Origin of the sequence: Streptomyces longhuiensis (assembly GCF_020616555.1) — a bacterium.
Lineage (GTDB): Bacteria > Actinomycetota > Actinomycetes > Streptomycetales > Streptomycetaceae > Streptomyces > Streptomyces longhuiensis.
In genome coordinates this window covers 8,203,179-8,216,219 of sequence record NZ_CP085173.1, presented here as the reverse complement: position 1 = coordinate 8,216,219, position 13,041 = coordinate 8,203,179, and the positions used below count along the sequence as shown (strand labels likewise).

Sequence of the window (13,041 nt, the reverse complement as noted above, 5' to 3'; positions counted from 1 at the left end):
CAGGTCCGCTCATCCAATGCGCAAGAGTTCTGCGAAATCGGCTCAACCGGCAGGGTTCCCAAGGAAGTCGGGATATGCAACAGTCCTGCGCAACCCGAGGCGAGGGAGCGGACCGGCATGGCTGGGGCACGGGGGCACGACCTTGCGGCGCTGCGCGGGCTCAACACGGGTGTCGTGCTGCGGGCACTGCGCAGGGAGAGCCCGCAGACCGTCAGTCAGTTGACGGCCGCCACCGGACTGTCGCGGCCCACGGTCGAGGCGCTGGTCGACGAGCTCGTCTCGCAGGGCTGGATCTCCGAGACCGGCATTCCGCCCGCCGGGCGCACCCCCGGCCGTCCGGCCCGACGGCTGCGTTTCCGGTCCGAGGCCGGGCACGTCGTCGGCGTCGACATCGGGCTGCGCAAGATCGTACTGGTGCTCGCCCGGCTCGACGGCGAGGTCGTCGCGCGTGAACGGGAGGACATCGCCGAGGAGTTGAGCGGCACGGAGCGTATCGAGTTGCTCCGTGGACGGCTGCGCCGCTTCCTCGCCGACCACGGTCTGCGCGCCGAGGCCGTCTGGGCCATCGGTATCGGCGTGCCCGGCATGGTCGACGACACGGGCCGGATCCGGTCGGTGATCGTCCCGGAGTGGACCGATCTGGATCTCGCGCGCCGCCTCGCCGACGACTTCCCGTGCCGGATCCTCGTCGAGAACGACGTGAATCTCGCCCGGTGCTCGCCGAGCACTGGCAGGGCGCGGCGACGCTCGCGGACGACGTGGCCTGCGTGCTCGTCGGCCGGCGCATCTCCTGCGGCCTGATGATCAACGGCAAGTTGCACCGCGGACGCCGCGGCGGCGCGGGCGAGCTGGGCATCCTGCCCCAACTCGGCCTGGACGCCGCGGAGAAGTGGCTGGCGTGGGACGGCGAGCGGCTCCCGGGCGAGTCCGAGACGGACGCCCTCGCACGGGCCGTGCGGGACGGGGACGCCGGGGCGCGCGCCGTGCTCGACGACTATCTCGCCGGTGTCGCCCCGGGCATCGCCGCGCTCGTCCTCGCCCTGGACCCCGAGCTCCTGGTCCTCTCCGGCGCGCTCGCCCCGGTCGGTGAGGCACTCGGGCCCCTGCTCACGGAGCAGCTGCGGCCGCTGACGCTGCACGTGCCGCGCGTCGCGGTCAGCGCGCTCGGCCGTGAGGGCGTGGCCCTCGGCGCGGTACGGCGAGCGCTCGACGCTCTCGATCCTCATCTCCCGTACGGGACAGGCCCGTTGCGCCCGTTCCCTGCCCCCTGACCTCTCCACCGTCCCCCTCACCCTCCGGAGGCGCGGCAGCCCCTGGCCCCGACCTGCAGGAATCCGTTTTCTCTCCGCCCTGAAGGGCGGTTTATCCACGGAGGTATCCGATGACACGCCTCGATGTGGGTCTGATCGGCGCGGGCGGCATCGCCCGGGCCCATCTGCCCGCGTGGATCGAGCTGGGCGCCCGCGTCACCATCCTGTCCACGGACGGGAACGCGGAGAAGCTCGCCGCGAAGTACGCCGCGTCCGGCGTGACGGCCACGCACAGCCTGGCCGGTCTCCTGGACCGCTCCGGCGTCGTCGACATCTGCACACCCACCTTCACCCACCGGGAGCTCGCGCTCGACGCGATCGCCGCCGGCAAGCACGTCATCTGCGAGAAGCCCCTCGCGCTCACCGTGTCCGAGGCCGCCGAGATGGCGGACGCGGCCGAGGCGGCGGGCGTCCTGCTGTTCCCCGCGCACGTGGTCCGCTACTTCCCCGCGTACGCGGCGATGGCCGAGTCCGTCGGCAAGGGCGCCGTCGGGACCCCCGCGGTCCTGCGCTTCACCCGCTCGGGCGCCTATCCGGTGTGGGCTCCGTGGTTCTCCGACCCGGCCCTGTCGGGCGGCATCCTGATGGACCAGATGATCCACGACCTGGACTTCGCCCGCATGCTCGCGGGCGAGGTCGTACGCGTGCACGCCAGGCTCCGGGGCCGTCAGGAGCCGGGCGCGAAACCCGGTGACGTCGCGGTCGGCACGGCGGTCCTGACCCACGCGTCGGGCGCGATCAGCCACGTCCTCGGCGTGTGGGGGCTGCCCGACCTCCAGTTCCGTACGACGTTCCGTGTCGCGGGGCCCGACGGGATCCTGGAGCACGACTCGACGGCCCTGCCCGGGTTCCGCATCCTCGCCCAGGGCACGCGTCCGCCCGGCGAGGGCATTCCCGGCAGCCCGATGACGGAGAGCCCGTACCTGACGGAGCTGCGCGAGTTCGCCGGGGCGGTGGACGGCGGGCCCGTTCCCCGTGTGACGGCCCGCGACGGCGTCGAGGCGGTGCGGATCGCGGCTGCGGCGGCCGCCTCGGCCCGTACGGGCGAACCCGTGGAACTCAAGATCTCCGAGGAGGCGGCCCGATGAAGGTCGGAGTGCTGTCGTTCGCGCATGTCCACGCGGGCGGGTTCGCTCGTCTGCTCGACGGGATGGAGGGCGTCGAGGTCCTGGCGGCCGACCCGGACACGGATCTGGCGGCGCCGGGTGAGGTCCGGGGCCGGGAGTTCGCCGACCGGCTCGGGGTGGCCTACGCGGACTCGTACGAGGAGCTGTTCGCCTGGGGCCCCGACAAGGTCGTCGTCTGCTCGGAGAACGTCCGCCACCGGCCCCTCGTGGAGCTGGCGGCGGCGCACGGGGTGGACGTGCTGTGCGAGAAGCCCCTCGCGACGACGGAGGAGGACGGCGCGGCGATGGTCGAGGCGTGCCGCGCCGCGGGCGTGCGGCTCGCGGTGGCGCACCCCGTCCGTTTCAGCCCGGCCTACACGGCGGTCCGCGCCGCGGTGCGCTCCGGCACGGCGGGCGGCGTCCTCGCGGTGTCCGGCGCCAACAACGGATATCTGCCGGCCGCCCGGCGCCGCTGGTTCGCCGACCCTCAACTGGCGGGCGGCGGAGCCCTGATGGACCACACCGTGCACATCGCGGATCTCCTGGACGACCTCTTCGAGGCGTCCCCCGCCACCACCGTGTACGCACAGGTCAACAACGTGCTCCACGAGGGACGGGTGGACGCGGACACCGCGGGGCTCGTCACGGTCGAGTACGCGAACGGCGCCGTCGCGACGATCGACTGCAGCTGGAGCCAGCCCCAGCACCACCCGGCCTGGGGCGGGTTGCAGATGCAGGTGATCGGCGACCGGGCGACCTTGGAGATGGACGCCTTCGACCAGAAGGTCCACGGTTTCAGCGAGACGTCCCGCGCGCCCTTCGAACTGCCCTACGGCGTCAACCTGGACGCCCTGATGCTCCACTCGTTCCTGTACGGCGGCAGTGGCGGGACGAGCGTGACGGACGGCGAATCAGGGCTGCGCTCCCTGCGGATCGTCACGGCGGCGTACCGGTCCGCGCGCGAGGGGAGGGCTGTGCCGGTGCGGTGACGTCCGGCGGCTTCTGCCATCGTGGCCGCATGAGCGAACTGGTGGACCGCGTGGACGAACAGGACCGCGTACTCGGCACCGTGGACCGGGGCGCGGCGGTCCGTGAGGGGTGGCTGCATCGGGTGGCGACGGTCGTGTGCCGCGACCCGGCGGGGCGGATCCTCGTGCATCGCAGGGCGCCGCACGTCTCCCGCTTTCCCGGGCGGTACAACTGGCTGATCGGCGGGGGTGTGGACGCGGGCGAGTCGTACGAGGCCGCCGCGGCCCGCGAGCTCGCGGAGGAACTCGGGGTCACGGCCCCGGTCCGCTTCGTCTTCAAGTACCTGTGCCGCGGGGAGATCAGCCCGTACTGGCTCGGGGTCCACGAGGCCGTCGTCGACGGACCGGTGGTGCCGCTCCCCTCCGAGATCGTCTGGCACGACTGGCTCACCGAGGCCGGGCTGACGAACGCGATGCGCCAGTACCCGTTCGTGTCGGACTCCCTGGAGGCGCACGCGCGGTACGTCGCGCTGGGCCGCGAAGGCGGGGCGGGGACGGCGCGCTGACGAGTGGGAGCGCGGGGCCGGGGAATGGGCCCCGGCCCCGCGGCTGCCTCGTAGGCGCTGGTGAGCGGCATCCCCCGCGCGCATGTGTCCGGCGCGTGCGGCAGGATGTCCCGGCGCGTCGGTGAAGGCGCGGCAGCTCCACTTACGGACAAGCAGGTAGCAAGGTGACGACTCATCACATACGGCCGCTCCCGGCGGCGTACGACGACCTCGGTCACGGCGCGGGAGGCCGCCGGTGAACCGTGCGATGACGCCCGACGATCTGATAGTGGCCGGGATCGCGGTCGCCGCGGGGCTCGCGGCCGGTCTGCTCCTGCGCATGATGCTGCGCTGGCTGGGCGTGCGCGCGGACCGGACGCGCTGGGGCGGCGACGACGTCATCGTGGACGCGCTGCGCAGTCTCGTACCGTGGGCGGCGGTCGCCGCCGGTGTCGCTGTGGCCGCCTCCGCGCTGCCGCTCACCACCCGGACCCGGCACAACGTCACCGTGACGCTGACGGCGCTGCTGATCCTCGTCGCCACGTTCACCGCGGGCCGGGTGATCTCCGGGCTCGTGCGGTCGGTGGCGCAGTCGCGGTCCGCGGTCGCCGGGTCGGCCACCATCTTCGTGAACATCACGCGGGTCGTGGTGCTCGCGGTGGGCTTCCTCGTGGTCCTGCAGACCCTGGGCATCTCCATCGCCCCGCTCCTGACCGCCCTCGGCGTCGGCGGTCTCGCGGTGGCGCTCGCGCTCCAGGACACCCTCGCGAACCTCTTCGCGGGCGTGCACATCCTGGCCTCCAAGACCGTGCAGCCCGGCGACTACATCCGGCTCAGCAGCGGTGAGGAGGGCTACGTCGTCGACATCAACTGGCGCAACACCGTGGTGCGTCAGCTCTCCAACAACCTGGTCATCATCCCGAACGCCAAGCTCGCCTCCACCAACATGACCAACTACAGCCGCCCGGAGCAGCAGATGACGCTGCTCGTCCAGGTCGGCGTCGGCTACGACAGCGACCTGGAGCATGTCGAGCGGGTCACGGCCGAGGTCGTCGAGAGCGTCATGGTCGACATCACCGGCGCCGTCCCCGACCATGAACCGGCCATCCGCTTCCACACGTTCGGGGACTCCAGGATCAGCTTCACGGTGATCCTCGGCGTCGGCGAGTTCAGCGACCAGTACCGGATCAAGCACGAGTTCATCAAGCGCCTCCATGCCCGGTACCGGGACGAGGGCATCCGGATCCCGGCACCCACGCGGACGGTGGCCCTGCAGCAGGGAGCGGTGGCCATTCCGCACCAGCGCGAGGCACCGCCGATTCCGTGACGACGGCACGGTCAGGGGGAGCCGGTCCGTCCGGACAGCGGACCGGCTCCCCCTGACGTGCTTTGACCCCGTGAGGTCAGTCGCGCGCCACCGTCCCCGTGACCTTCAGGTTCCGGATCCGGCCGTTGTTGTCGAACGAGCCGAAGCCCACGCGGCCCGAGGAGAACACCGGGTCCGTGCCCGTGATGAGCGGCGTGCGGCTGCCGTCCATGTACACGGCCGTCTCGCCGGTGTCCGCGCAGTGCGTGAGACGGACCTTGTGCCAGGCGGCGTCCTTGATGGCCGGGGGCGCGCCGTAGGTGCCGTTCCACTGGTCGTCGATGCGGAGCCGGTCCGCGTCGTCGACCGTGAACAGGCCGTTGTGCGGGTAGATGCTGTTGTCGCTGGACAGGTGCGCGTACTGGAACTGGGTGTCCGAGTTGTAGTCCCAGACGACGATGACGTCCCGGTTGGTGATGTCGACCGGGGTGTCGATGCGCACCTCGGCCTCGATCGTCACGTTCGAGTAGCGCGGGCCAGCGGTGAGGACGGCGTACTCGAAGGGGCGGCGCGGGCCCGGGCGGGAGACGCCCGGCTCGGTGAGGACGGTCTGGCGCCGGGTGAACTCCCATTTGGCGGGGGTGACCGGGGCCCAGTTGTCCGCGCCGGTGGTGTGCGTGGTGGGGGTGTTGCCCACCTTGCAGTCGGCGAAGGTGCGGGTGCCGGTGACCTTCCAGACCTTGCCGTTCGCCTTGGAGACGATGTACAGGTCACCGGCGAGGTCGGTACCGAAGCGCAGGTCGACGCGCTGGTCCCCGGCGAGGTCGCGCATGGTGACCTTCTTGCCGGTGGCCTGGTCGAACAGCATCAGTGACTTGAGCGGCGCGAGACCGGCGCCGCGGCGCATGTCGTGGGTGTCGGCGGCCAGGATCCGGCCGTCCACGAGGTCGCCGAAGATGTACGTGCCGCGCAGCTCGGGCGCGTCCTTGCCCCGGTAGACGAAGCCTCCGGCGATCGCGCGGCCCACGTCGGAGCGGCAGTCCCAGTCGGCTCCGGGGTCGTGGTCGTACGCGGCGACGGGGTACGTGTAGCCGTACTTGGCGTCGTCGGCGGGCAGCGGCGCGATGCGGGCGCACGGGTCGGTGGTCTTCTTGTCGAAGAGGAACGGGCCCTCGCGCTCGCTCCAGCCGAAGTTGTCGCCGGCCTTGACCTCGTACACCGACTCGATGGCGTGCTCGCCGATGTGGCCGAGGTACATGCGGTGGCTGCCGCCGGTGTCCCAGCTGAAGCGGTGCGGGTCGCGCATGCCGACGGCGTAGATCTCGCCGAGGGCGCCCGGTGTGGACACGAACGGGTTGGCGGCCGGGATGCCGTACTTGCCGTTCGCGCTGTTGCGGCCCGCCGGGTCGATGCGCAGGAGCTTGCCGTGCGGGAGCGCCATGTTCTGCGGTTCGCTGTTGCCGACGCCCTGGCCGCCGTCGCCGACGGCGAGGTAGAGCAGCCCGTAGTCCTTGTCGTGGGGCTTGGCGGTCGGGTTGAAGTCGATCTGCTGGATGCCGTGCACCTGGCCGGTGAAGCCGATGCGCAGGACCTCGCGGTGGGTGCCGTGGAAGACGGCGGCCTTCGGGTCGTCGGCGGTCCACTCGGTGATGACGCCGTGGTACGTCGTGGTGCCCGCCTGCTTGAAGTCGGGGGCCTGGGTGACCTGCGAGGCGAGTTCGGTGTGGATGGTGTAGAAACGGCCGTTCTTCGCGAACTGCGGGTGGAAGGCGGCGTATCCGAAGCCCTGGCCGAGGCCACGGCCCGAGAAGAAGTTCGGGAAGGTGCCCTTCACGTCGAGGTACGGGTGCGGGGTGCCACCGGTGTCCTTGCCGGCGGTGCCCGGGTCGGTGAGGTAGAGCGTCCCGTTGAGGTCCGGGGTCGCCATACGGCCCGAACCGTCGGGGAGTTCGTTGATGGTGTTGATCCTGGCGTGCCGCATCAGACGCGGGTCCGTCGGGGCCGGGACCGGTTCCGACTTGGGGAACTGGGCGTATTCCGTCAGAACGAGCCCGGTCCTCGACTGGGCGGGCTTCTCCGGGATCGGGTCGCTGAGTCCCGCGGTCGCGGCGGCGGGAGCGGGCTCGTCGGCGTGCGAGGGCGCGGCGAGCCCGCCGAGCGCCAGGGTTGCGGTGACGGCGAAGGCCGCCCAGAGTCTTGGATTCTTGCGTCGTGCTGCCATGCGGGTCCCTTCGGATGGCGAGTACGGCTGGAGGGAAGCGGGGGTACGAGGCGTCAGTGGCCCCTCGTCATGCGGCGGTACTCAGCGCTGACCTGACCGGCCGTCACTTCGCGGTCCAGGAAGAGGAGATCGTCCATGCGGCAGTCGCAGGCGTTGTTCTCGCGCGTGTTCTGCGGGAAGCTGCCGCCGACCTTGATGCCGCGCGGGTCGGTCGGCGAGGCGCGGTGCGGTGCCGGTGTGGTGGTGAGTTCCCAGGGGTCGCCCGGCGTGACGTAGAAGCCGTCGAGCGGCTTGCCGTCGCGGTACAGGGCCATCGTGCCGTCGCGGAAGTCGAAGGTGGCGGCCAGATGGACCCACTCGCCCCGGGGCAGCACCTTCTGCCAGTCGGCGGAGGCGGCGAAGGTCTGGGAGGCGCCGCTGTCGAGGCGACGGCCGAGCGCGACGAGCTTCAACTCGCCGTTCACCTGGATGAGTTCGAGCAGCGCACGCACGGCGTGCCCGTCACTGGTGCCGGAGAGCACCCCGGCGAGTCCGATCGCTCCGTAGCGGTCGGTGGGGTTGGCGGTGTTGGAGTTGAGGGTGGGATTGTCGCCCGTCATCTTGAACCAGCCCATGACCGTGGCGGCCTTGGCGCTGTTGAAGGCGCCGAGGGACCCGACCCCGGCCTCGTTCCAAGTACCCGCTTTCCAGTCGTCGTTGCCGGCCGTGGCCGGGTTCTGCTGACGCACCTGGAGGGCGGGCGAGCTGCCCCGGTACGCCTCGTCGTCGACGCGCATGGCGGAGCCGCCGTTGATGAGCGTGAGCGGGGTGCGGGAGCGGCCGATGTCCCGCTCCCTCGCGGGATCGGCGGGATCGGGGTGCCCGAAGTCGTAGGCGGCGACGGCCTGGGCGCGCAACGGGCTGTGTCCCTCGGGGCCGTTGGCCTGCGCGGGGACCTTGTGAGCGGGGCCGCTCGCCTGCGCGGGAAGCGCGGCGGCGGCGAGGACGGCGACCGAGGCGAGGGCCACGGCGGCGAGTGCGGTGCGTCGGGTACGGCGGGTGTCCCGGGCGGATCGGGCGCGCCGGGCGTGTGGTGCGAGCCCGGTGCGGACGGCGGTCCGGGCGATCGCAGTGCGGCTGGTGCGGGGCAGTCTCATACGGCCTCCGAGCGGCAACGAAGGGGCTGCCGACCGGGATTCCCCCGACCGACAGAAAGCGCTTTCGTCACGTGCGGGCACCATGTAACTCCCTCACCGCAACCCTGACAATGGGCGTGTCCGCGCCATTTTTCGAAGACGCACCACTGGGCAGCCGATGCGGCCCGCCTCCGGGGCGTGGACGGCGCGCGGGTCAGCAAGGGGCGCGCATCACTCCGTGGCCGCTCCGAAGATTCCGTCCCTGAGCCCGCCGACCGTGATCCGGACGGGGCCGCCTGCGGCGTCGACCTTTCCCGTCCAGTGGCCCGCCAAGCGCAGGGTGCGGTTGGGGAGCGCGCGGCGCGGTACGTACTGGCGGTGCAGGCGGTGGCCGTCCTGCGTCACGACGAGCACCGGCCGGGTCAGCGCCTGCGCCGTGCGCAGAACGAAGCCGTCCACCGGCACCCCCGGGACCGCCCGGTTCGGCGCCACCCAGCGCAGGGGCGCCGCGACCTCGATCGCCGGGCCGCCCGGCGCCGGACCCGAGCCGTCCAGGAACCCGCGCACGGCGTCGGCCGCGAGCGCGCCCTCGCGGGCCGCCCACAGCGCCGGCTCCACCGCGTGCAGCACGTTCCCCACGGCGAAGACGCCCTCGACGCCGGTGCGGAACGCGCCGTCGACGGCGGGCCCCCGCGTCCCGGGATCGAGTGCCACTCCCCCGCGCCGCGCCAGCTCGTGGTCCGGCACGAAGTCCCCGGTGAACACCACGGTGTCGCAGTCGACGGTCGTCAGCCGGCCGTCACGATGCCGCAGCCGTACACCCGACAGCCGGCCCCTGCCCAGGAGTTCGGCCACGGTCGTGCCGGTGAGTACGGGGACGCCGTGACCGATGCGTGCCGCGACGGCCGACGCCCGGCCCAGTTGGTGGCGCGGCTGATCGGTGGTGAGCGCGACGACGGTGACGCGCGCGCGGCGCAGGGCGGACAGGGCCGCGTAGCCGACCGGTTCGGCTCCGACGACGACCGCGCGGGTGCCGACCCGCTGTCCGTGCAGGTGGACGGCCTGCTGGAGCTCGCCGGTGGTGAGCACTCCGGCGGGCCGTGTGCCGGGTACGAGGCGTGCGCTGCGCGGGCGTTCGCGCGCCCCGGTGGCGAGGACGACGGCGCGCGCGGTGATGCGTTCGAGCCCGTGCGGGCCAGTGGTGTCCAGGGTGAGCGGCCCGGCCCAGCCGGTGGCGGTGACCCCGGTCCGTACGCGGGCGCCGGAGCCGAGCGCGGCCTCGACGGTCCTGGCCGCGTACTGCGGCCCCGTCACGCCCCACCGGCCGAACCCGCGGTGGTGGCAGTGCCGCGGCACACCGCCCGCCACCACCTCACGCTCCAGGACCTCCACGACGCCCACGCCGTGCTCGGCGAGGCCGCGGGCGGCGGCGAGCCCGGCGGGCCCCGCGCCGACGACGAGCACGTCGACGCCCCGCTGCCGCCGCGTCATTCCGGACCCCACTCGCCCCTCCCCTCGTGAAGTACGCGCACGGCCGCCCCGCAGTAGAACCCCTGGCACCGTCCGCCCCGCGCCCGGGTCCTGCGGCGCAGGCCCTCCAGGGAAGCGGGCGGGACCGTGCTGATCAGGGCGTCCCTGATCTCGCCGCGGGTCACGCGCTCGCAGTGGCAGACGATGGTGCCGTACGCGGGGTCGGTCGCGATGAGGTCGGCGCGCTGGTAGGGGCGGGGGAAGGCCTCGCCCAGGTTGGGCATGTGGACGGGGAGCGGCTCGACCGGGTCCTTGAGGTCGAGGCCGGGGTCCGCCTCGGCGATCAGGCCCGCGACGTGCGCCGCGATCGCCATGGACGCGGTGAGGCCGGTCGAGCGGATGCCGCCCACGGTGACGTAGCGCCGCCCCTCGTGGCAGCGGATGCGGTAGTCGTCGTGCTCGGTGGCGGCGCGCAGGCCCGCGTACACGGCGGTGACCTCCTCGTCGACCAGGGCGGGCAGGATGCGGCGCCCCTTCGTGAGCAGCCCGTCGAGTCCGTCCGCCGTCGTGCCGGTGGCCGTCTTGTCGTCGAGGTCCTCGGCGGTCGGGCCGAGCAGTACGTTGCCGTAGACGGTCGGCGCCACGAGGACGCCCTTGCCGAGCGCGGTCGGCACCGGAAGCAGGATGTGCCGGACCAGGTCGCGGGCGAGTTTGTCGAAGACGATGAGCTGGCCGCGGCGCGGGGTGACGGTGAAGTCCCCGCTCCCGAGGACGAGCCGGTCGAGCACGTCGGCGTTCAGCCCCGCGGCGTTGACGAGGAACCGCGCCCGGAGCGCGCCGCGCGACGTGTCCAGAAGGTGTGCACCGTCTTCCGAACTCACCTTCTCCACTCGGACGTTGAGATGCAGGTCGACACCGGACCGCACCGCTTGGGTGGCGTACGCGAGCGTGGTGGTCCAGGGGCAGATGATGCTCTCGCCCGGGACGTCGAGGGCGCCGAGCGCGCCGGGGCCCAGGTGCGGTTCGCGGGCCCGGGTCTCGTCGGCGCTGATGATGCGCGCCGCGTCGTATCCGTTGTGTCCGGCCTTCTCCAACAGGCCGGGCAGCGCGTCGAGTTGTTCGTCGTCCCAGGCGACGAGCAGGGCGCCGACGGTCTCGACAGGGATTCCGGACTCGGCCGCGTAGGCGGAGAGCAGCCGCTGCCCTTCCCTGACGAGGCGGGACTCCAGGGAGCCGGGCACGGCGTCGAACCCCGTGTGCAGGATCGCCGTGTTGGCCTTGGAGGTGCCGTCTCCGACATCGCCGGACGCCTCCACGAGAGCGATGCGCAGGTGTGGGTGGCGCGCCAGTTCGCGGGCGATGGCGGTACCGACGACGCCGGCGCCGACGACCGCGACGTCGTAGGGCCGGGGCGACAGCTGCCCTTTGGGGGACAGCGGCCCTTTGGTGGTGACGGTCATGGGGACCCCGCCGGCGTGCGGTCGAGGAGCGTGGCCACCGCCGAGCGGAACCCGTCGAGGCGTTCGGCGGCCTGGGCGGCGTCGATGCGCGGCTCGTACACGGCGGCGGGCCGCCCGTACGGGACCGCGTCCCGCACGGTGAGCGCGGGATCGAGTCCGAGCCGGGCGACGGCACCTACGCCGAGCGCGGTCGCGTCGGGCAACTCAGCAACTTCCACGGGCAGTTGGAGAAGGTCCGCCTGGGTCTGCATCAGCAGGGCCGACCGGGTCAGGCCGCCGTCCACGCGCAGGGCGCGCAGCGGTTCACCCAGGTCGGCGGCGACGGCGTCCGCGAGCGAGACGACCTGCGCGGCGATCCCCTCGCACAGGGCGCGGACGAGGTGGCCGGGGGTCGTGTCCAGGCCGAGGCCCGTCAGGGAGCCGCGCAGGTCGCCGCGCCACCAGGGCGCCGCGAGACCGGCGAGGGCGGGCACGAAGGTGACGCCGCCGGTGTCGGGCACGGCCGATCCGACCGGGTCGATGTCCTCGGCCCCCGAGATCACCCCGAGGCCGGTGAGCCAGCGGACGGCGGATGCGGCGGTGTAGACCTGCCCGTCGAGGCAGTAGCTGCTCCGCCCGGCCAGTCGCCACGCGACGCAGCTGACCAGTCCGGAACTGCCGCGGCGCGGGCGGTCGCCGGTCGGGGCGAGCAGGAACGCACCTGTTCCGTAGGTGCACTTGGCGGTTCCCCGCTCGGTCACGTCCTGCGCGAGCAGCGCGGCCTGCTGATCCACGAGGAGCCCGGTGAGGGGTAGTTCGGGGCCGAATGCCTTCGTCGTGCCGACGGGTCCCGCGGCGTCGACGACGTCCGGTAGCCGCTCGCCGCCGAGGCCGAAGATCTCCAGGGCCCGCGGCGACCACGCGACGGCGTCCAGGTCGAGGAGCTGCGTGCGTCCCGCGGTGGCGGCGTCGGTGACGAACGCGCCGGTCAGCCGGTGGACGAGCCACGCGTCGCTGGTGGTGACGACGCCGTCCCGGGTGAGGTGCCGCCGGATCCAGGCCATCTTCGGGGCGGCGAAGTAGGGGTCGAGCGGCAGCCCCGTGAGGTCCCGCAACTCATCGGCGTACGAGGAGAGTTCCGCGCACAGCGCTTCCGCCCGTCGGTCCTGCCAGACGATCGCGTCCGTGAGCGGCCTGCCCGACGCGGGGTCCCAGGCGAGGACCGTCTCGCCCTGGTTGGCGAGGCCGACCGCGCCGACGGGCTCGCCCGCGGCGGCCAGCGCGCGGCGTCCCGCGTCGACGACGGAGGCGAGCAGCGCGGCCGGATCGACCTCGACGAGGCCGCCCGGGAGGTGGCGCGGACGTACGGGCGCACTGCCGGAGCCGATCACGCCGCGGCGCGGGCAGACGACGAGAGCCTTGGTCCCCGATGTGCCCTGATCGATGGCGAGGACGGTTCCCTCGCGCGGCCCGCCGGCATTCGTGATCACCGCGGAAGCCTGCTACAGCCTCCGCGAGAGCGTCAAGGGCGCCCCCTTCCCTCCGCCCCTACACTGATCAT

11 protein-coding genes are annotated in these 13,041 nt (G+C 72.7%); 6 read left to right on the top strand and 5 right to left on the bottom strand.

Annotation, left to right across the window (positions count from 1 at the left end):
- The first annotated feature begins 117 nt into the window (after positions 1–117).
- From LGI35_RS46220 to LGI35_RS37430, 6 genes are all read left to right on the top strand, one after another.
- Complete coding sequence (locus tag LGI35_RS46220; RefSeq protein WP_264484698.1) at positions 118–801, top strand: ROK family transcriptional regulator; 684 nt, start codon at positions 118–120, stop codon at positions 799–801.
- Positions 714–1,271 (top strand): ROK family protein, encoded by a 558-nt coding sequence (locus LGI35_RS46215; protein ID WP_264484697.1) that lies wholly within the window; start codon positions 714–716, stop codon positions 1,269–1,271. Before LGI35_RS46220 ends, LGI35_RS46215 begins: the two co-directional genes overlap by 88 nt.
- Positions 1,272–1,381: 110 nt before the next feature.
- The gene (locus LGI35_RS37445; RefSeq protein WP_227298783.1) at positions 1,382–2,398 is read left to right on the top strand and encodes a Gfo/Idh/MocA family protein; all 1,017 of its coding nucleotides are present in this window, start codon (positions 1,382–1,384) and stop codon (positions 2,396–2,398) included.
- Positions 2,395–3,405: a Gfo/Idh/MocA family protein gene (locus LGI35_RS37440; protein ID WP_227298781.1), complete on the top strand. Its 1,011-nt coding sequence runs from the start codon at positions 2,395–2,397 to the stop codon at positions 3,403–3,405. The genes LGI35_RS37445 and LGI35_RS37440 overlap by 4 nt, the downstream gene beginning before the upstream one ends.
- A gap of 29 nt (positions 3,406–3,434) precedes the next feature.
- Positions 3,435–3,950 (top strand): NUDIX domain-containing protein, encoded by a 516-nt coding sequence (locus tag LGI35_RS37435; protein WP_227298779.1) that lies wholly within the window; start codon positions 3,435–3,437, stop codon positions 3,948–3,950.
- Between the two features lie 235 nt (positions 3,951–4,185).
- Positions 4,186–5,256: a mechanosensitive ion channel family protein gene (locus tag LGI35_RS37430; protein WP_227298776.1), complete on the top strand. Its 1,071-nt coding sequence runs from the start codon at positions 4,186–4,188 to the stop codon at positions 5,254–5,256.
- A gap of 76 nt (positions 5,257–5,332) precedes the next feature.
- On the opposite strand, the gene LGI35_RS37425 is transcribed toward LGI35_RS37430, so the two are convergent.
- The 5 genes from LGI35_RS37425 to LGI35_RS37405 form a co-directional block, all read right to left on the bottom strand.
- Positions 5,333–7,456 (bottom strand): PQQ-dependent sugar dehydrogenase, encoded by a 2,124-nt coding sequence (locus tag LGI35_RS37425; RefSeq protein ID WP_227298773.1) that lies wholly within the window; start codon positions 7,454–7,456, stop codon positions 5,333–5,335.
- A gap of 53 nt (positions 7,457–7,509) precedes the next feature.
- Positions 7,510–8,592 carry a LamG domain-containing protein gene (locus LGI35_RS37420; RefSeq protein WP_227298770.1) on the bottom strand — a complete coding sequence of 361 codons (1,083 nt, stop codon included), beginning with the start codon at positions 8,590–8,592 and terminating at the stop codon, positions 7,510–7,512.
- 210 nt (positions 8,593–8,802) lie between these two features.
- Entirely contained in the window at positions 8,803–10,062 is a 1,260-nt protein-coding gene (locus LGI35_RS37415; RefSeq protein WP_227298768.1) for an NAD(P)/FAD-dependent oxidoreductase, read from the bottom strand.
- Positions 10,059–11,501 carry an FAD-dependent oxidoreductase gene (locus tag LGI35_RS37410; protein WP_227298766.1) on the bottom strand — a complete coding sequence of 481 codons (1,443 nt, stop codon included), beginning with the start codon at positions 11,499–11,501 and terminating at the stop codon, positions 10,059–10,061. The genes LGI35_RS37415 and LGI35_RS37410 overlap by 4 nt, the downstream gene beginning before the upstream one ends.
- Positions 11,498–12,970 carry an FGGY family carbohydrate kinase gene (locus LGI35_RS37405; protein WP_227298765.1) on the bottom strand — a complete coding sequence of 491 codons (1,473 nt, stop codon included), beginning with the start codon at positions 12,968–12,970 and terminating at the stop codon, positions 11,498–11,500. The genes LGI35_RS37410 and LGI35_RS37405 overlap by 4 nt, the downstream gene beginning before the upstream one ends.
- Positions 12,971–13,041: the final 71 nt, after the last annotated feature.

Bases quoted from the DNA above. Each gene is read 5' to 3' on its own strand.
- LGI35_RS37420 (WP_227298770.1), bottom strand. From the start codon at position 8,592: ATGAGACTGCCCCGCACCAGCCGCACTGCGATCGCCCGGACCGCCGTC.
- LGI35_RS37425 (WP_227298773.1), bottom strand. From the start codon at position 7,456: ATGGCAGCACGACGCAAGAATCCAAGACTCTGGGCGGCCTTCGCCGTC.
- LGI35_RS37445 (WP_227298783.1), top strand. From the start codon at position 1,382: ATGACACGCCTCGATGTGGGTCTGATCGGCGCGGGCGGCATCGCCCGG.
- LGI35_RS37440 (WP_227298781.1), top strand. From the start codon at position 2,395: ATGAAGGTCGGAGTGCTGTCGTTCGCGCATGTCCACGCGGGCGGGTTC.
- LGI35_RS37410 (WP_227298766.1), bottom strand. From the start codon at position 11,501: ATGACCGTCACCACCAAAGGGCCGCTGTCCCCCAAAGGGCAGCTGTCG.
- LGI35_RS37415 (WP_227298768.1), bottom strand. From the start codon at position 10,062: ATGACGCGGCGGCAGCGGGGCGTCGACGTGCTCGTCGTCGGCGCGGGG.
- LGI35_RS46220 (WP_264484698.1), top strand. From the start codon at position 118: ATGGCTGGGGCACGGGGGCACGACCTTGCGGCGCTGCGCGGGCTCAAC.
- LGI35_RS37435 (WP_227298779.1), top strand. From the start codon at position 3,435: ATGAGCGAACTGGTGGACCGCGTGGACGAACAGGACCGCGTACTCGGC.